The 17,963-nt window shown below is 66.6% G+C and carries 13 protein-coding genes and 3 pseudogenes; 6 read left to right on the top strand and 10 right to left on the bottom strand.

The genetic code is table 11. From position 1 onward, the window contains the following. Positions 1-75: 75 nt before the first annotated feature. Positions 76-1,197 carry a polyamine ABC transporter substrate-binding protein gene (locus tag ACV22Z_RS35400; protein ID WP_448080890.1) on the bottom strand — a complete coding sequence of 374 codons (1,122 nt, stop codon included), beginning with the start codon at positions 1,195-1,197 and terminating at the stop codon, positions 76-78. 240 nt (positions 1,198-1,437) lie between these two features. Between ACV22Z_RS35400 and ACV22Z_RS35395 the strand changes: the two genes are divergently transcribed. Beyond that, the gene (locus ACV22Z_RS35395; RefSeq protein WP_448080889.1) at positions 1,438-2,316 is read left to right on the top strand and encodes a helix-turn-helix transcriptional regulator; all 879 of its coding nucleotides are present in this window, start codon (positions 1,438-1,440) and stop codon (positions 2,314-2,316) included. 257 nt (positions 2,317-2,573) lie between these two features. On the opposite strand, the gene ACV22Z_RS35390 is transcribed toward ACV22Z_RS35395, so the two are convergent. Both ACV22Z_RS35390 and ACV22Z_RS35385 read right to left on the bottom strand, forming a co-directional pair. Continuing rightward, the gene (locus tag ACV22Z_RS35390; RefSeq protein ID WP_448080888.1) at positions 2,574-2,741 is read right to left on the bottom strand and encodes a hypothetical protein; all 168 of its coding nucleotides are present in this window, start codon (positions 2,739-2,741) and stop codon (positions 2,574-2,576) included. A gap of 45 nt (positions 2,742-2,786) precedes the next feature. Beyond that, positions 2,787-4,718, bottom strand: a complete 1,932-nt coding sequence (locus ACV22Z_RS35385) for a DUF3857 domain-containing transglutaminase family protein (protein ID WP_448080887.1) — start codon at positions 4,716-4,718, stop codon at positions 2,787-2,789. 321 nt (positions 4,719-5,039) lie between these two features. Here ACV22Z_RS35385 and ACV22Z_RS35380 point away from each other — a divergent pair, with 321 nt between their 5' ends. From ACV22Z_RS35380 to ACV22Z_RS35370, 3 genes are all read left to right on the top strand, one after another. After that, positions 5,040-5,225, top strand: coding sequence for a hypothetical protein (locus tag ACV22Z_RS35380; protein ID WP_448080886.1), 186 nt, complete (start codon positions 5,040-5,042; stop codon positions 5,223-5,225). Between the two features lie 214 nt (positions 5,226-5,439). Then, complete coding sequence (locus ACV22Z_RS35375; RefSeq protein ID WP_448080885.1) at positions 5,440-5,715, top strand: hypothetical protein; 276 nt, start codon at positions 5,440-5,442, stop codon at positions 5,713-5,715. 70 nt (positions 5,716-5,785) lie between these two features. Beyond that, positions 5,786-5,944, top strand: coding sequence for a hypothetical protein (locus tag ACV22Z_RS35370; RefSeq protein ID WP_448080884.1), 159 nt, complete (start codon positions 5,786-5,788; stop codon positions 5,942-5,944). Positions 5,945-6,025: 81 nt separating this feature from the next. On the opposite strand, the gene ACV22Z_RS35365 is transcribed toward ACV22Z_RS35370, so the two are convergent. From ACV22Z_RS35365 to ACV22Z_RS35340, 6 genes and pseudogenes are all read right to left on the bottom strand, one after another. Further along, a complete protein-coding gene (locus ACV22Z_RS35365) occupies positions 6,026-7,999 on the bottom strand; it encodes an APC family permease (RefSeq protein ID WP_448080883.1) in 1,974 nt (657 codons plus the stop codon). 339 nt (positions 8,000-8,338) lie between these two features. After that, positions 8,339-9,903: pseudogene (locus ACV22Z_RS35360) on the bottom strand (molybdopterin-dependent oxidoreductase); the annotation flags it as partial. Positions 9,904-10,127: 224 nt separating this feature from the next. Continuing rightward, positions 10,128-10,202 (bottom strand): annotated as a pseudogene (locus ACV22Z_RS35355) (hypothetical protein); the annotation flags it as partial. Continuing rightward, positions 10,199-10,597, bottom strand: coding sequence for a nitrite reductase (NAD(P)H) small subunit (locus ACV22Z_RS35350; RefSeq protein WP_448080882.1), 399 nt, complete (start codon positions 10,595-10,597; stop codon positions 10,199-10,201). The gene ACV22Z_RS35350 and the pseudogene ACV22Z_RS35355, both read right to left, overlap by 4 nt. A 311-nt stretch (positions 10,598-10,908) precedes the next feature. Continuing rightward, positions 10,909-13,124 (bottom strand): annotated as a pseudogene (nirB, locus tag ACV22Z_RS35345) (nitrite reductase large subunit NirB). A 273-nt stretch (positions 13,125-13,397) separates the two neighbouring features. Beyond that, positions 13,398-13,637, bottom strand: a complete 240-nt coding sequence (locus ACV22Z_RS35340; RefSeq protein ID WP_448080881.1) for a winged helix-turn-helix domain-containing protein — start codon at positions 13,635-13,637, stop codon at positions 13,398-13,400. Between the two features lie 617 nt (positions 13,638-14,254). On the opposite strand from ACV22Z_RS35340, the gene ACV22Z_RS35335 reads away from it, so the two are divergent. Further along, entirely contained in the window at positions 14,255-15,121 is an 867-nt protein-coding gene (locus ACV22Z_RS35335) for a crotonase/enoyl-CoA hydratase family protein (protein ID WP_448080880.1), read from the top strand. Positions 15,122-15,163: 42 nt separating this feature from the next. Here ACV22Z_RS35335 and pdeR read toward each other — a convergent pair whose 3' ends face one another. Beyond that, positions 15,164-17,167, bottom strand: a complete 2,004-nt coding sequence (pdeR, locus tag ACV22Z_RS35330) for a cyclic di-GMP phosphodiesterase (RefSeq protein ID WP_448080879.1) — start codon at positions 17,165-17,167, stop codon at positions 15,164-15,166. A 339-nt stretch (positions 17,168-17,506) separates the two neighbouring features. On the opposite strand from pdeR, the gene ACV22Z_RS35325 reads away from it, so the two are divergent. Further along, a complete protein-coding gene (locus ACV22Z_RS35325) occupies positions 17,507-17,797 on the top strand; it encodes a hypothetical protein (RefSeq protein WP_448080878.1) in 291 nt (96 codons plus the stop codon). Positions 17,798-17,963 lie beyond the last annotated feature (166 nt).

Here is a 17,963-nt window from a genome sequence, read left to right as displayed (position 1 = left end):
GCGCACCGCGGTCGCCGTGGCGGGCGCCGGCCACAGCCGGCGCATCGAGCATGGTGTGGGTCATGACCGGCTCCCTCAACCGCCCGACTTCAACTGCAGCCACAGACGGTTCTGCATCCGCGCGATCTCGGCGCTTCTCGGCATCGCGAGCGCCAGCTTCGCGATCACGCTGTCGGACAGGTAGACGCCCGGATCCTGCGCAATCGCCGGCGTCACGAACGCACGCGCCGCCTTGTTCCCGGTCGGATAGAAGATTTCGTTCGTGATGGCCGCGTTGGTCTTCGGCTCCTCGATGTAGTTGATCCATTTCAGCGCCGCCTCCGGATTCGGGGCATCCTTCGGGATCGCCATCACGTCGAACCACAGCAGGCCGCCTTCCTTCGGATTCACGTACCGGATCTCGTACGCACGCTTCGCATCCTGTGCGCGCCGCCGCGCGATGCTGACGTCGCCCGACCAGCCGAGCGCCACGCACACGTCGTTGTTCGCGAGATCGTCGCCGTAGCCCGCCGAGCTGAACTGCGTGACGTACGGGCGAATCTTCTTCAGCACGTCGTACGCGGCCTGGTAGTCGGCCGGGTTCTTGCTGTTCGGATCCTTGCCCAGGTACTGCAGCGCGGCCGCGAACGCCGCATCCGGCGCATCGAGCAGCGACACGCCGCAGCCCTTCAGCTTCGACACGTTCTCCGGATCGAACAGCAGCGCCCAGCTGTCGGTCGGCGCCTTGTCGCCGAGCCGTTTCCTGATCGCCTCGACGTTGTAGGCAACCCCGGTCGTGCCCCATGCCCACGGCACGCCGTACTGGTTGCCCGGATCGGACTTCGCGAGCATCTTCATCAGCACCGGGTCGAGGTTCGCGAGGTTCGGAATCTTCGACTTGTCGAGCTTCTGGTACACGCCGGCCTGGATCTGCTGCGCGAGATAGTTCGACGTCGGCACGACGATGTCGTAGCCCGAGCTGCCGGCGAGCAGCTTGGTCTGCAGCGTGTCGTCGCTGTCGTAGCTGTCGTAGCGGACCTTGATGCCGGTCTGCTTCTGGAAGATCGGCACCGTGTCGTTGGCGATGTACTGCGACCAGTTGTAGACGTTCAGGCTGGCGTCGCCGGCGTGGACGGGCTGGCTCGCCGCGAACGCGAGGCCGGCAGAAGTGGCGAGCATGGTGCGGATGACCGCGCAGCGGCGAAGACGGGCACGCATGGGAAATCTCCTGTGAGGTGAACCGGCTGCGCCGGCCGATACGGAGTCGGCCGGCAGGCAAGGTCGTCATGTGGTGTCAGCGTGGGAGGTACTTTAGGGATCGCGGTCCGCACCGTCTGTCCCGGAAAGGAAGGACAAACGCCGTCGTCGCCGACGGCCGTTTGGGTGGATTCCCGTGTAGGCACGCGAAAATTTTCGTGATACCTGTAGCGCCACCCGAACCTCGCCAATACCGACGTCATGAATGCCGCGCTCCCCTCCCCCGATCTCCAGCTCAGTCAGGTCGCGTTCGTGACGGAGACGCTCGGCGACGTCGCGCAGACGGTCGGCACGCCGCAGTTCATGCAGGCCGTGTACGAAAGCCTCGTGCGCTATGCGGATTTCGACGCCGTGCATCTCGATTACGAACGGCTTGCCGGAAGGCTCGCCGGAAGGCTTGCCGGAAAGCTCGCGCCATCCGGGCAGCGCAGCGTCGGGTGGATCGGGAGTTTCGGCCGCGAGCCCGAGCTCGTGTCACAGGTGATGCGCCACTACTACCGCAGCTACGCGAGCGAGGACGCGACGTATGACAGCATCGGCGGCGAGCGCGACGTGCAACTGCTCCAGGTCTCCGCACAGAAGGTCACGCGCGAACTGCGCCAGCAGTTCTTCGATATCGGGGACATCCACGACGAATGCGTGGTGGCGGGCGTGACGAACGGCACGCGCTATTCGATTTCAATGGCGCGCTCGCGGCGCCTGCCGCCGTTCTCGCTGAAGGAATTGAGCCTGCTGAAGCAGCTCGCGCACGTGGTGCTGCCGCTGGCCGCGGCGCACAAGCGCCTGCTCGGCGCGATCTCGCTCGAAGACGGCGGCCAGGACATGTCGGACAACAGCCTGCTCGCGCAGTGGCTGCCGAATTCGCAAGGCAAGCTGACGTCGCGCGAGATGCACGTATGCTCGTCGTTCATCCAGGGCATGACGACGCCGGCGATCGCGCAATCGATGGGGCTCAAGCCGTCGACGGTCGATACGTATGCGAAGCGGGCGTTCGCGAAGCTCGGCGTCGAGTCGCGGCGGCAGTTGATGGCGCTGGTTTTGAAGAGCGCGCCGCTTCGGCATGACAGCGGCGACGCATAGCCGCAGGCGGTGGCGGGACATCATTGAAGCGCGCTGCGATTGCGAGCTGCACCGCCGCGACGATCAGGCCGCCCGCGCTCTGCCTCGTCGGGCACCGTGCGCGTAACCCAAGTGGGCCACGCAACCGGCACGCCGCCGAATGATGCGGCACATGGTCCGGCTCTCGGAAGGCTGCGGATGCCGTTGCCTGAATCGGGCCGGCATCGCACCCGTCGCTCATGACACCCGCCGCCTGCGCGCGTGTTGCACGCTGACGCTCAGTGCGAGCTTTCCTCGAGCTTGTCGATCAGCGTCGTCGCGCACTGCACGGCCAGATCCACGCTCCGTTCCGCATCCACCGTCCCGCCAGCCGCCAGGGTGCCCTGTACGATCCGGCACAGCAGTTCCTTCGCGAGATCGCCGATCTCGTAGTCACGTTCGGTCATGATTCACCTCCTGCGCACCCGCCCGCCTGGACGGGCGCATCCATGTCAGGCCGGCACCCGGCCGGCCTTCGCCCTCACGACGATCTGCGCCTGCGTATCCCGCTCGATCCGTTCGAGGGACGCGCGCATCGCCGCGTAATCTTCCGGCGAGCACAACTGCCCACCGAAACGCGCACGCAGCCGCCGCGTGATCTGCACGACGTTCGCACGCGCGTCGAACACATAGTGTGACGCGAACTCGACGAAGCGGTCGCGCACCGCCGCATCGGCCGGCACATCGGTCACGGCGACATCGTCCGGCAGCGCGATCTGGGCCGTCTCGCTGAACTCGCCGCCGATGCACACCCACGACTGCGTGCGCACCGGCTCCGCGAGCCAGCCTTGCACCTGGGTCGCGATGCCGCCCGTCAGGCTCGACAGCGCGGGCACCGCGGTCGTGCCGTCCGGCCACACGACGTGGTCGAGCGTGCCCGTCATCGTCACGCCGAACGGCCCGTCCGTCGCCGCGCGATCGGTCGTGACGAGCTGCGCCGTGCCGCGCAGCCCGCTCAGCCGCAAGCGCTCGGCAGCGAGCTGCCGCACCTGGTCGTGCGTCGCCCGGCGAAACACGCTGCGTTCGAGCTCGGCGGTCCAGCCGCCGTCCTCGACGTACGACTGGTAGCGCTGCGCATCGATCTGCGACGCGTCGATCAGCAGGCGCGCGGCGCGCGTGCGCGGCTGCGTCGCCGGCGTGCGCGACAGCACGCCCGTATCCACCAGCAGCGCCGGCCGGTCCATCACGATCGGCGGCAAATAGCCGAACGCGATGCCGGCCGTCGTCGTGTCGGCATACAGCCCGAGGTCCGGCAGCCATGTGATCGCGTGATTGACCGCGCCGCCGCCGTAACCGGGCACCGACGGCAGCGTATAGACGGCGCCGAGATTCAGCAGCACCGGCTCGCTGCGGATGCCGACCGCGGCCAGCAGCGCGTCGAACAGCGCGACGTGATCCTTGCAGTCGCCATAGCGGTTGCGCAGGATGTCGATCACGCGATGCGGCGCAGCCGCGGTCTCGCCGAGAAACAGCGCAACATAGCGCACGTTCGCATGCACCCAGTCGTACAGGATGCGCGCCTTTTCGTGAGGATCGCCCGGGTCGCGCACGTTCGCGGTGAGCGCCTGCGCGAGCTGCACGACGGCGGGATCCTGCACGGTCGGGTCGGCCGCCTCGCGCCGGTAGCGTGCGGCGAACGACGCATAGTCGGGCAGCGTCGAGACCATCAGCCGGTCGCCGTCGGTCGGATACCCGACCGCGCCGCTCTCGATGCGCGGATACGGGCCGTGCCGGTAGTCGAATTCGTAGCGCGTGCGGCCGTTCGCGGTCACCGGCGGCAGCGCGACGTAGCCGCGCGCATCCGCATGGAGCGGCAGGTCGGCGGGCAGGTCGAAGATCAGCCGCTGGCGGTCGACCGGCTCGCGCGACGGCTCGACGAAGTAGCCGAAATAGCCGGGATTGAGCGGCTTCGTGCGCACCTTGTGAAACGCGACGCGCGTGCGCGACCCGGCCTCGACGCCCGGGAACACGACGGTGCGCAGCACGCCGTCCTGGAACGTCGGCGCGCTGGCGGAGCGCGGCTCCTGCACGTCGCGGATCGCGTCGGGGCCGACCGGATGCGCGACGCCGTCCGGATCGATCGTCTCGGCCGCGGTGAGGTCGACCTTCTCGAGATCCTTGTCGTACCACACGTAGCGCTGTGCGATCGCGTCGATCCCGTTCGCGGTGTTCGCGCGCAGCGTCGCATCGTCGTGCTCGTCGAGCGAGCCGTCGCGCTGGATCACGAACACGTGGACGTCGCTTTCGAGCGTGGTCGGCGCTGCGTCGCTGATTTTGGCATCGGCATCGGTATCGGCGCCGGGCGGTGCCGCGGACGCGCTTGCGCAGCACGCCGCCGCGCATGCCAGCGCGCACCCGATCAGTCTGAAATTAAAACGCGCCACATCGATCCTCTTCGCGCGGTTCGAATCGCCATGCCATGCGGGACGCCGCCGTACGCGCGTTGCCGTGCCATGCATGGGAACCGCGCCATACCGTCCCCGTTCAGACCAGTGTGGGTGACGCACCCGCACCCGTCAAGCGACGCCCGCACGTGCCGGATCGTCGGTTCGGTCGGCCCGAAATTGCCGCGCGGCACGACCGCGGGATTGCCCGGTGTCGCGATTTATATCACGTTGTGATATATAATTCGAACAGGCCTCGCTCACCGTACACGCCCGATGGATCGTCGGAAACGACACGTCCGAAGCGGGCAAGGAGGCGTCATGATCATCAACAACGACTTCGAAATCGGCTACCTGGTCATCGCGTTCGCGCTGCTGGGCGTGATCCTGTTCGGCGCGCTGCTGACAGCGCTGCATCTGGAACGCTGGCATCCGAAGCTGGTCGGCGCCGCGATCGGCGCGCTGATCGGCATCGCGTTGATCGAAGCGATGCCGATGATGACGTGACGCGAATCGCGTCGTGGCCGCATTTTCTGTGGCGTGGCATGGCCTGCACGACGCGAGATCCCGATCGGTCGGGCCGCACGGCACCGCTCCGATTCTTCCGACGAAAGCGTCCGTCGATCGCCCATCGATCGCCCATCGATCGCCCGGCGCCAGCACGCGTGTTGGCACCGTCGGCGCACCGCCATTGCCGCCGCACCGTGCAGGAGCACCTAAAATGGAAGCACCGTTACGCTTGGTTTATCAACACTGCGAGATCTGCGCGAGCGCGCTGATCGATCCGGTGGCAGGCGAAGGCCTCGAACTCGGGGCGCTGTACCAGCCGCTGGCCGTCGTCCGCTGGCGCGATGCCGGCGGGCGTCACGAAGCGCATCTGCTCGATCCGAAACACCATGTGTTCCGCAGCGACACGGACGCGCTGAAGATCTCGATTGCGCTGGCCAAGCGCTTCATCGATACGACACTCGCCGGCACCTTGATGCCGGCGGGCTGACCCCGGCCGCCATGCCGCGCGCTTGCCGCATACGCATCGCCGGTTCTCAGCCATTCCTGCCGGAGGCAACATGGAACACGGCATCGTGCAGACCGTCGTGCTTCTCGCGATCCTGGCGCTGGCGCTGCTGTTCTTCGCGCAACGGCAAGGTCGCGACAGGCTGCGCAACCGGCTGCACCACAAGCCCGTGCGGCGGCCGCATCGCTCGCGCACGCATCGTCATCCGTGAGCCGGTCATCGGCATCATGCCGATCTCGCACCGGCTACGCGACGTCTGCACGGATTCGGCGGCGAAAGTGCAGCCAACCCGCTACCCGACGTTCATCGGCAACAGCACCATCTGCTTGCCTTCCACATGCAGGCGTGCCTGCAGTTCGACCGGCGTCTGGTTGTGCAGCCACGCCGTCAGGAAATTCACGCGCCGGAAGATCAGCTTGCTCGCGAAGCACACGCTGTTCGGAAATTCCTCGAGCGTCGCGGACGTGAGGTTCATGAATTCGATCACCGGATTCGTGCCGAACGCGATCCGGTAATCGGCCGCGATGCCGTTGCGCCGGCAATGCGCGACGTAGTAGTCGAGCGCCTCGGTGATCGTGTGCCGCAGCCGTTCGAGGTGCTCGTGCCCGTCGTACGCCTTCGCGTCGACTTCGCCGACCGCGAGGAAGATCACGTTGCGGAAATGCCCGGGAAACAGCCGGTTGACCCACAGCAACGCATGCATGCTCGCGCCGCGATGCTTGCCGACCAGCAGCACCGCAGTCGGCTGCGACGGATCGGGCTTGCCCGGCGCCTTCGCCTCGTCGACGATCGGCGGCGCGCCGGAGAACAGCGCGTCCTCCTTCGCGAGCTGCGCGCGCGTGTACGCGTAGTGGCGGTTGATCATGAAGCACAGCGCGATCACCGCGCTCGTCACCAGCACCGTCAGCCAGCCGCCGGCCGTGAACTTCTCGATCAGCGTGATCACGAGCACGGTCGACGTCACGACCAGCCCGAGCGCGGTCAGGAAGAAATGCTTGTACCAGTTGCTGTCCTCGCGGCGCTGGCGCCACCAGTAGGTGCTCATGCCGAGCAGCGACATGCTGAACGTGAGGAACACGTTGATGCTGTACAGCACGACCAGCACGTCGACGTTGCCGTGCGTCCACAGCAGGATCAGCAGGCTCGACAGGCCGACGACGATGATCCCGTTCTGCCGCACGAGCCGCGTCGACAGATCGCGGAAGTGGCGCGGCACCCACGAGTCGGACGCCATGTTCGACAGCACCGCCGGACCGTCGAGAAAGCCGGTCTGCGCGCCGACCAGCAGCAGCCCCGCCTCGAACGCGAGCACGGCCGCGAGCAGCGCGTTCCGCGCGAACGACGAGCCGAGGCCCAGATGGTCGATCACGCTGCCGAACACGACCGCGTTCAGCGTCTGCCCTTCGACCGGCTTCGCGTGCCACAGCATGTACAGCAGGATGATCCCGCCCGCGGTGAATGCGAGCGACGTCGCCATGTACCACATCGTCACCTTGCCGCTCGGCACGCGCGGTTCCGCGAGCATGTTCACGTTGTTCGACACCGCCTCGAGGCCCGTATACGTACCGCCGCCGAGCGAGAACGCGCGCATCAGCAGTGCGAGCATCACGAACGTGCCGAGCGACTGCGACATCCCGTGCGCCTCGCGCACCGCGTCCGGCACGACCGACACGAGATGGTCGCCATGCACCGCGACGCCGTAGACGATCAGCACGAAGTGCAGCACGACGAAGCCGAGGAAGATCGGCAGCAGCACCATGATCGATTCGCGCATGCCGCGGAAATTGAGCCCCGTCATCAGCAGGATCAGCACGATCTCGGTCGTCAGCTTGAACGCCTGCGCGCTCACCGGCAGCAGGCTGAAGAACGCGTCGACGCCGCTCGCGAGCGACGTTGCGACGGTCAGCACGTAGTCGACCAGCAGCGCCGCGCCGGACACGAGCCCGGGCTTCGGGCCGAGCAGCGCGGTCGCGACGCGGTAGCCGCCGCCGCCCGTCGGGAACAGTTCGATCACCTGGTTGTAGCCGAGCGCGATGATGAAGACCGTCGCGGCGGTCGCGAGCGCGAGGAACAGCGCGAGCGGGTGGTGCTGGCCGAGCGCGAGGAACGCTTCTTCCGGGCCGTAGCACGACGACGACAGGCCGTCGGCGCCGAGCCCGACCCACGCGAGCAGCGGCGTCACCGCGATCGCATGGCGCGTGCGCGGATCCATCGGGTCGAGCGGCTTTCCGACGAGCAGCTGCCACACCTTCTGGAGTGCGGTCATGGTCCCCTCCCGATCGCGCGATGCGCCGGCGTCACATCGATAAAAGGTAAATGAGTTCCGGGACGGCTGCCAGTCGGCATATTCCATAGTGTCGTGTCGAGTATGCGAGGCCTGCTTTCAAAACTCCGACACGAATCAGACAGCACGGCTACAACCCGATCGGTCACGCATCACGGTGCATCGCATCGTTCGGATGCGATGTGACGCGGCGATGACACAGCGCAGGAAGATGCGGACGCATCGGTCAGGCGCACGACGGCGCGCGCGCCTGAAACCCGCCGCCGGGTGGGCCGTTCGCATGCCAAAGGAAGGGCGTGCGCGCCGGCGGGCGCGCATCGGTCACGTCGCGGCAGGCGCCGCCGCGACGGCGGTCTCGGCGATCATGCGCCGCAGCTCGGGCACGCACGAACTGCACTGCGTCCCGCACTTGAGCTGCGTCTGCAGCCCCGCGAGCCGCTCCGCCGGCGTCGCAGCCGCCGGACAGGCCGCGAGCGCGGTCCGGATGTCGCGCTCGCTGACGCCGACGCAGTTGCACACCGCACGGCCGCGCGCGGGCGCGGCCTGCAGCGGCACGCGCCCCGCGAACAGCAGCATCCGGCCGATCGCACCCACGCCGGCGCCGCTGTCGACGTAGTCGCGCAATACGGCGGCGCTGTCCTCGGTCGCGCCGGCGGCGCCCGACACCGAGAACGCGGTCAGCACGCCGTCGACGACGCGTACACGGCGGCCCGTGCCGCGCCGTGCGTCGCCATAGCTCATCACGTCGGCCGCATGCTCGGGCAGGCCGAGCAGTGCCTCGATCTCGCGCTGCAGTTCGGCCGGCGCCGGCTCGTAAGCAGCCGCACGCCACGCGAGCCCGCTGTACGCGTCGGTGCCGAACGGCACGCAGCTCGCATACGGAAACCGCGCGAACAGCGCGCGCAATTGCCGCTGCCGCGCGAGCAGCGCGTCGGCCGGCAGGCGCGCGGCGATCAGCCAGCGCCACGGCAGGTCGGCCTTCAGCAGCTTGATCGCCGCATGCTTCAGTTCCGGCTGGCGCGACGACGGATCGAGCGCGGGCGACGTCACCGTGTTCACGCCCGCGCCGACGCGGTTTCCCGCCACTCCGGACACGAATTCGTCGCCCCAGTGCATCGGCGTGAACGCCTGGCCCGGCGCGATCGCGTCGTCGGCGCGCGCGGGCAGCAGCATGCTGCCGCGGCGTGAGGTCAGGTGCACGAAATCGTGCGGGCCGATGCCGAGTCGCGCGCAGTCGCCAGGATTCAGGTCGACGGTCGGCGCCGGCGCGTGCGCAAAGAGTTTCGGCACGCTGCCCGTGCGGCTGCAACCGTGCCACTGGTCGCGCAGCCGGCCGGCGACCATTCGCGCACGCTGTCGCGCACCGCGTCGAAGCCATTCGTGTGCGTGTCGATGAATGCGCGATCGACCGCGCCGTCCCACACCAGCACGTGCAGCATCGCGTTGAACAGCGCGACGTCGGTGCCGGGCTGCAGCGCGAGGTGCAGCGTCGCGTCGCTCGCGGAATCGGTGCGGCGCGGATCAGCGACGATCACCTTCATCGCCGGATTGCGCTCGCGCGCGGCCTCGAGCCGGCGGTACAGGATCGGATGCGCGAACGCCGGGTTCGCACCGGCGATCAGCACCGTGCCTGCATGATCGAGATCGTCGTAGCTGCACGGCGGCGCATCCGCGCCGAGCGACTTCTTGTAGCCGACGACGGCCGAGCTCATGCAGAGCCGCGAATTCGAATCGATGTTGTTGGTGCCGATCAGCCCTTTCGCGAGCTTGTTGAAGACGTAATAGTCCTCGGTCAGCAACTGGCCCGAAATGTAGATGCCGACCGCATCGCGGCCGTGCTGCTCGACGATGCGCGCGAAGCGCGCCGCGACGTGGTCGAGCGCGTCGTCCCACGACACGCGCGTGCGCACCGCATCGCGCGACAGCCGCAGCTCGGGATGCGCCGCGCGCGTCTGCGCATAGCGCTCGGGCGCAGCCGTCAGGTGCAGCGTGCTGCCCTTCGAGCACAGCCGGCCGAAGTTCGCCGGATGATCGGGGTCGCCGCGCACGCCGACGATCGTTTGCCGGCCGTCGCGGCGTCGGCGTGCGTCTGGATGATCACGCCGCAGCCGACGCCGCAATAGCAGCACGTCGAACGGGTTTCCTGCAGATCCGGCCTGTCTTGCGTCGCTGCCGCTTCTGTCATGCAACGTGCCCCGGTTCGGCGCACGCGGGCGCGCCGGGCGCATCGTCACCCACGGCGAGCGACGCGAGTTCGCTGCGCTTCATCAGCACCGCGCCGCCGTCGCATGCGACGCTGAACACCGGCGTGCAGCCGTCGTCGGGCGGCAGCGCGCAGCCGTTGCCGAACGCGACGTTGAAGCCGTGCAGCGGGCAGGTCACCTGTTCGCCGTGCACGATCCCCTGCGACAGCGGGCCGCCGCGATGCGGGCAGCGGTCGAGCAGCGCGAACACTCGGTCGCCCGCGGTGCGGAACAGCGCGACGGGCGCGCCCTCGACCCGCTTGACGACACGCGCGCCGAGCGGGGGAATGTCGTCGATCCGGCAGACCGCGATCCAGTCGGGTTCGAGAGTGGACATCGTGTGGTTTCCTAGGGTCTGTTTACATATGGAACGTACATGCGTTGCCACGAGAACGGCCGCTCGCGAGGCGCGCGACGCCGCGAATACTGGACCTATCGCCAAGGAGCGCAACGCGGCGAGCGGCCGTTCTCGTGGCAACCCCAAATTGAAAATTCATTCCACGGGAATGCCCGAAATCGCCCGCATGGCGGCGTCGCTCGTCGCTTGTTTGGCTCGGCCAAACGGCGCTCCTCACTTCTTGCCCTGCGAGCGATTTCGGGCATTCGCATGTACGTTCCATATGTAAACAGACCCTAGTTGCACCGGCATCAGTGGCCGGCCGGTTCGACCGCGATCGGAGTGAACTGGCGCAGGTCGACCTGCGCATCCTCGGTGTCGTGCCACGGGTCGGGTTCGTCCTTCAGCGCGAACTGCAGGCGTTCCCACAGCGCGCGGCGGTTGTCGGCGTCGTCGAGCACGCGCGCCTTCGCGGGCAGCCCGACACCGCGAGCTTGACCTTGTGCGGCGCATACATCCGCCACAGCGCGCGTTCGAGCTGCTGGCCCATCAGCGTCGAGTCCTGCGTGCCGAAGCGGCACCATTCGGAGCCGACGCACGTCTTCACCGTGCGCAGCGCCTTCGCGTATGCGTGCCCGCTCGGCATCCCGAGATCCTTCCAGACGCCCGGCAGGTCTTCCTTCTTCACGCCGAGCAGGTCGATGCGCTGCCCGCCCGTGACCTTCACGGTCGGAATCGCGTACTTGTCGACGACGTCGGCGATGCGGCGCAGCTCGTCCGCGGTCGTCACGCCGCCCCACATGCGCGGCACGACCGAATAGGTGCCGTCCTTCTGGATGTTCGCGTGCGCGCGCTCGTTGATGAAGCGCGACTGCGGATCGTCCTTCGCTTCGTGCGGCCACGTGCTGATGCAGTAGTAGTTGAGCGCCGGGCGGCACGTCGCGCAGCCGTTCGGCGTGCGCCATTCGAGGAAGTGCATCGCGGCCGGCACCGACAGAAGCTTGTGCTCGCGGATCGCCGCACGCACTTCGGAATGCGTACGGTCCGTGCAGCCGCACACGGGCTTCGCCTTCGGCGACGCCGAATAGTCGCCGCCGAGCGTCGACATCAGGATCTGCTCGACGAGGCCCGTGCACGACCCGCACGACGCGGACGCCTTCGTATGCTTGCGCACGTCCTCCAGCGTGAAGAGCCCCTTCTCCTTGATCGCACCGACGATCGTGCCCTTGCAGACGCCGTTGCAGCCGCATACTTCGGCGTCGTCGGCCATCGTCACCGCATGCGTCGCGCCGCTGTGCCCGGTGTCGCCGAGGCTCGTTTCGCCGAACATCAGCGTGTCGCGGATATCCGAGATGTTGCGGCCCTCGCGCAGCAGCTTGAAGTACCACGCGCCGTCGGCGGTGTCGCCGTACAGGCATGCGCCGACGACCTTGTCGTCCTTGATGACGATCTTCTCGTAGACGCCCGCGAGCGGATCGGACAGCGTGATGTCCTCGGTGCCGTCGCCACCGAGGAAATCGCCGGCGGAATAGAGGTCGATGCCCGTCACCTTGAGCTTCGTCGACGTGACCGAGCCCGCATAGCGGCCGATGCCGAATTCCGCGAGATGGTTGGCCGCAACCTTCGCCTGCTCGAACAGCGGCGCGACGAGCCCGTATGCGATCCCGCGATGGCTCACGCATTCGCCGACCGCGTAGATGCGCGGATCGTAGGTCTGCATCGTGTCGTTCACGACGATCCCGCGATTGCAGTAAAGGCCCGCGCTTTCGGCAAGCTCGGTGTTCGGCCGGATGCCGACCGCCATCACGACGAGGTCGGCCTCGAGCGTGTCGCCATCGGCGAAGCGCACCGCACGCACGCGGCCGCCGCCGGCCGCACCATCGCCTTCCAGCGCGGCGGTCTGCTTCGACATCAGGAATTTCAGGCCGCGCGCCTCGAGCGAATGGCGCAGCAGCTCGCCCGCGGTCGCGTCGAGCTGGCGTTCGAGCAGCGTCGGCGCGAGGTGAATGACCGTCACGTCCATCCCGCGCACCTTCAGCCCGTTCGCGGCTTCGAGGCCGAGCAGGCCGCCGCCGATCACGGCCGCGTGACGGTAGCGCGACGACGCGTCGATCATCGCCTGCGTATCGGCGATGTCGCGATAGCCGAGCACGCCGTCGAGGTTGATCCCCGGAATCGGCAGCATGAACGGATTCGAGCCCGTCGCGAGCAGCAGGCGGTCGTACGGCGCCTCGGTGCCGTCGTCGGCGATCACGATCCGGCGCACGCGGTCGATCTTCACGACCTTCTTGCCGGTGAGCAGCGTGACGCCATGTTCCTCGTACCACGCGTAATCGTTCAGCACGATCTGCTCGAGCGTCTGCTCGCCCGCCAGCACCGGCGACAGCAGGATCCGGTTGTAGTTCGGATGCGGCTCGGCGCCGAACACCGTGACGTCGTACAGATCAGGGGCCAGCTTGAACAGCTCTTCGAGCGTGCGTACGCCCGCCATCCCGTTGCCGACCATCACCAGCTTCATCTTCCGCATTCCGATGTCTCCCTGACCCTGAGCGCACAGGTTGCCCTGCGTGTCAAGCAGTCAAAAAGCAAACGGCATGCCACTTATTGCAAGTCGCCACGCGACGCGGCGCCGGTACGAACGGGCGCACCGGTTTCACGCGCGGCGCGGATGAAATTGGTGCGATACAGCACAACTCGGTGCACGGGGTCGGGTGCGGACGCCAGCACTGTGCAACGGCGTGGTGCATGGCGGTGACGACGCAGCGCGCAGCGATGAACGCAAATGCCGCCTATCGTCGGATCAATGCGCGGGCCGATCGCAGGGTGTCGCGCATGCCGAGCACGCCGTCGTGCGGTCGTACACGTCGATCCCGAAGCCGCGCGTGTGTTCGAGCAGCTGGTCGCTCGACCAGACCCGCGACGGCTGCCGCACTATCGCAGCGAGCAGCTCGAACTCGCCCCGCGTCAGCGCGCACGGGCCGACAACGCGGGTCAGCGCTGCAATCGATCCGCTATCGAAACGACTTCGCCCACCCGGCATGTCGCCACATGCACAGGGTGTGCTCCACATTGCGTCGAATGCACGTTTCGTCTGCATGACAAACGAAATCTGCCGTGCATTGCCAATCAGCGAATGCGATTGCAGGCGTCGAATCCGGCATTACCCCGCCATTCGCATGTTCACGCTATTGCGGCCCACGGTAATTCTGTCGTAACGCGAATCCCGCGGCGTCGCCGGCATTGCCGGTTTCGCAAAAAAATTCTCGTGCGAAATGCCTGCATCGGCCCGCAACGCGCGCGGCCATTCACGCCTGATCCCGCGCGCTGCGTGGACATCCGGGCCGCATCGTCCATTCGACCGACGAAACGTTTGCGTCACTGCGATTCGCGCGATTTCTCCGCGAAATCCGCCGATTGACGCCCTTCCGCATTGCACCGATTTCGCGTGCCGTGACGATCGCACGCACCGGAAATTGCGTCCGCCACGCGTGCGCCGGCCGCGCAATCAGGTGATCCATTCCACCCATCGGCCGAGTTTGTGCGCGCAACAATGGCGATGCCGCGCGACCCGGGGCCATGCGGCCGTTTTGCATTCGCATGGATCAGGTGCGCGACGGTTTTACCCAAGCAAACCACTTTGAAATCGAGGACCCATCCATGCAACTCCAATCACACCCTGCATGCCGGCCGTTTTACGAAGCAGGCGAAATGACGCAACTGAAGGCGTTCTATGAAGAAGGCCGCAACGTCATGTGGATGATGCTTCGCTCCGAACCGAGGCCGTGCTTCAACCAGCAGCTCGTCACCGAGATCATCCAGCTCGCGCGCGTCGCGCGCGAATCGGGGCTGACGTTCGACTTCTGGGTCACGGGCTCGCTCGTGCCCGAGCTGTTCAACGTCGGCGGCGACCTGAGCTTCTTCGTCGACGCGATCCGCAGCGGCAGGCGCGATCAGCTGATGGCCTACGCGCGCTCGTGCATCGACGGCGTCTACGAGATCTACTCGGGCTTCGGCACCGGTGCGGTCTCGATCGCGATGGTCGAGGGCAGCGCGCTCGGCGGCGGCTTCGAAGCCGCGCTCGCGCATCACTACGTGCTCGCGCAGAAAGGCGTGAAACTCGGCTTCCCCGAGATCGCATTCAACCTGTTCCCGGGGATGGGCGGCTATTCGCTCGTCGCGCGCAAGGCGCATCGGCGCGTGGCGGAGGAGCTGATCGCAAGCGGCGAGCCGCACGTCGCCGAATGGTATGAGGATCACGGGCTCGTCGACGAGACGTTCGAAGCCGGCGACGCGTATCTCGCGACGCGCACCTTCATCGACGTGCTGCGGCCGAAGCTGAACGGCGTGCGCGCGATGCTGCGCGCGCGTCAGCGCGTGTTCCCGCTCACGCGCGCCGAGCTGATGGACATCACCGAGGAATGGGTGCGCGCAGCGTTCACGACCGAGACGAAGGACCTCGCGTACATGGAACGCCTCGTGATGCTGCAGAACCGCCGCGTGTCGAAGCTGCGCACGGTGACCTGATGCGGGCCGTCGCAGCCTGACGGCACTGCATGACCGGAAAGTTCAGGCGATGAGCCTGAACTTTCTTTTTTCCGTGAGCCACGCCTCGAACGCGTGCGCGGGCATCGGACGCGCGTAGTAATAGCCCTGCGCCTGGTCCACGTCGATCTGCTTGAGGAACTCGGCCTCGGCGCGCGTCTCGACGCCTTCGGCGACCACCGAGAAATTCAGCGCCCGCGCGAGCGACACCACGGAACTCACGAGCGCCTGCGAACGCGGATTGCGGTCGATGCCGGTGATGAAACTGCGGTCGAGCTTGATCGAATCGAGCGGCAGTCGCGACAGCTGCGACAGCGACGAATAGCCGGTGCCGAAATCGTCGAGATGAATCTCCGCGCCGAGCTGGCGGAACTGCTTGATCAGGCCGATCGCCGAGCCCTCATCCTCGATGAAGCAGCTCTCGGTCAGCTCGATGTCGAGGAGGCCCGGCTTCAGCCCCTCATCCTCGAGAATCATCGCGAACTGGCGCACGACGTTCATGTCCTGCAATTGCCGCGCCGACACGTTGACCGCGATGCGCGTCGTGAGCCCCATCGCCTTCCATGCGGCGGCCTGCGCGGCCGCGGTGCGCATCACCCAACGGCCGAGCGGCGCGATCAGGCCGGACTCCTCGGCGAACTCGATGAACTCCACCGGCGCGACGAGCCCGCGGTCCGGCGACTGCCAGCGCACGAGTGCCTCGACGCCGTGCACGTCGCCGGTCGCGATGTCGACGACCGGCTGGTAATGCAGCACGAACTGCTCCTCCTCGAGCGACTTGCGCAGGTTCGTGTCGAGCCACATGTACTTCGCGACCTTCTGGTTCATCTCCAGCGTGAACACGCGATACGTGTGCTTGCCGGCTTCCTTCGCGACGTACATCGCGGTGTCCGCGCTGCGGATCAGCGTTTCGAGCGTATCGCCGTGCTGCGGATACATCGCAATGCCGATCGAGCAGCTCGTGTACACCTCCATCAGCCCGAGATGGATCGGCGTGCGCAGCCGCTCGAGAATGATCTGCGCGGTCGCCTCCAGCAGCGGACGCGAGCCGTGCTCGAACAGCACGAGGAATTCGTCGCCGCCGAGACGCGCGAGCGTCGCGCCTTCCGGCAGGCAGCCGCTGATGATCGCGGACACGTCCTTCAGCAGCCGGTCGCCGGTGATATGGCCGTAGTGATCGTTGACGCGCTTGAAGTTGTCGAGATCGAGGAACAGGATGCCGACCTGGCGCAGCGTGTCGCCGCCGTCGGCATCGAGCACGGTCTTGATCCGTTCGCTGATTGCGTGACGGTTCGGCAAACCGGTCAGCACGTCGGTGTTCGCGAGCTCGGTGAGGCGATGCTGCGCGTTGCGCTCCTCGGTGATGTCGATGCCCGAGCAGATCAGGAACTGCTCGTCGATGCCGCTGCCGCTCTGCACGAACTTGTTGCGGAACTCGAAGAGCCGCGGGCCATTGACGGTGTTGATGTAGCGCTCGACCGAGTACGGCTTGTTGCTCGCGAAGAAGCCGGTGATGTTGCTGCGCGATTGCGCGCCCTGGTCCGGGCTCATGAACAGGTCGAATGCGCTGCGCCCGATCACGTCGACCTCGCGCTTGCCGGTGACTTCCTCGCACAGCCGGTTGAAGCGCTGCACCACGCCGTTGCGGTCGAGGATCACGACGAGCGAATTGACCTCGGACACCACCTGCTCCGCGAACGCGAGACCGTGCGCGAGATCCTCCGCGACGGACACGGCGTCCGAGTACGCGCACGCGGTGCCGGCCCAGTCGGTCGTGCCGAGTTTCTTGCCGACGAGATGGAGGCTGATCGAGCGGCCGAACAGCGCGATCTCGAGCACGAGGTGGGAGGTCACGCCGGTGAGCGCGCGAATCCGCGCGGCCTGCTCGGAGTCCAGCACGACACTGATGTTGGTCAGGCCGCGCACGGCGGCCAGCTCGAGCGCATTGCTGTCGCTGCCCAGACGCCAGCACGGGCTGCGCGTGCCGAAGTGCAGCTCGATTACCGCGCTATCGTTTTCGTCATCCATGGACGAGCCCCGACCAAAAAAACCGCTAAGTGTAGACGGAGGCGCATGGTTCCGGCCGCATGCCCGGGCGCGCTATCGCGTTTCCGGACTTCCGGCCGTGCCGTGACTACGGTCCTCGCCCCGCTTTCGTGCCCGACTGTTCCGACCCGGCGTTCGCGCATGTTTGGTGCATGTCGCGCCCGGATTCCGCCAGAAGAATGATGGCTCATCTTATCAAATGAAGGACACGCAATGCACACACGATTTCAAATGAGTGTCAAGCAATTGGGCCGCTGACCGGAATGGCATTTTCCCGGTCGATTCGTTGAAAAACGCCCTTGACCAGGGCCAAACGGCACGATGGAAACGGTCCCTGACGCCCGCGCGGCGCGGCCGGGCGCGAACCGCACCGGCAACGGCCTTCCACCCATGATGGAAGTGATTGATCGGCAAACTCGCCTGTCAGGGCCAGATCATCTCGCCGAAATCAATATCTGGGAAATATTGCATTCCGATATGGCCAATATGTGTTTTCGGCAGGCATTTTTTGCAACCTCATCCGGTCATCCCAATTACCGGTACACGATTTACCGCAATCGCGGTATCGGCGTCGTCATGGATGAAGACATGGCAATCCCGGCGCGAAGATAATCGAACCGACAATTCTTGCAAATCGTCACATTGAATGCGTCACGCACGGCATTCAGTGCCCACGCGTACATTCGCGCATCGCCTCCGATCCGATCCGATCCGATCCGATCCGGGTCCGGGTCCGGGTCCGGGTCCGGGTCCGGGTCCGGGTCCGGGTCCGGGTCCG

The organism is Burkholderia sp. PU8-34, from assembly GCF_053427725.1.
This window is presented reverse-complemented; position numbering and strand designations above follow the sequence as displayed.

Excerpts from the sequence above, each read along its gene's own strand:
- ACV22Z_RS35395 (WP_448080889.1), top strand. The coding sequence starts at position 1,438 with ATGAATGCCGCGCTCCCCTCCCCCGATCTCCAGCTCAGTCAGGTCGCG.
- ACV22Z_RS35350 (WP_448080882.1), bottom strand. The coding sequence starts at position 10,597 with ATGTCCACTCTCGAACCCGACTGGATCGCGGTCTGCCGGATCGACGAC.
- ACV22Z_RS35325 (WP_448080878.1), top strand. The coding sequence starts at position 17,507 with ATGGAAACGGTCCCTGACGCCCGCGCGGCGCGGCCGGGCGCGAACCGC.
- ACV22Z_RS35340 (WP_448080881.1), bottom strand. The coding sequence starts at position 13,637 with ATGCCGGGTGGGCGAAGTCGTTTCGATAGCGGATCGATTGCAGCGCTG.
- pdeR (WP_448080879.1), bottom strand. The coding sequence starts at position 17,167 with ATGGATGACGAAAACGATAGCGCGGTAATCGAGCTGCACTTCGGCACG.
- ACV22Z_RS35375 (WP_448080885.1), top strand. The coding sequence starts at position 5,440 with ATGGAAGCACCGTTACGCTTGGTTTATCAACACTGCGAGATCTGCGCG.
- ACV22Z_RS35365 (WP_448080883.1), bottom strand. The coding sequence starts at position 7,999 with ATGACCGCACTCCAGAAGGTGTGGCAGCTGCTCGTCGGAAAGCCGCTC.
- ACV22Z_RS35370 (WP_448080884.1), top strand. The coding sequence starts at position 5,786 with ATGGAACACGGCATCGTGCAGACCGTCGTGCTTCTCGCGATCCTGGCG.
- ACV22Z_RS35335 (WP_448080880.1), top strand. The coding sequence starts at position 14,255 with ATGCAACTCCAATCACACCCTGCATGCCGGCCGTTTTACGAAGCAGGC.
- ACV22Z_RS35380 (WP_448080886.1), top strand. The coding sequence starts at position 5,040 with ATGATCATCAACAACGACTTCGAAATCGGCTACCTGGTCATCGCGTTC.
- ACV22Z_RS35390 (WP_448080888.1), bottom strand. The coding sequence starts at position 2,741 with ATGACCGAACGTGACTACGAGATCGGCGATCTCGCGAAGGAACTGCTG.
- ACV22Z_RS35400 (WP_448080890.1), bottom strand. The coding sequence starts at position 1,197 with ATGCGTGCCCGTCTTCGCCGCTGCGCGGTCATCCGCACCATGCTCGCC.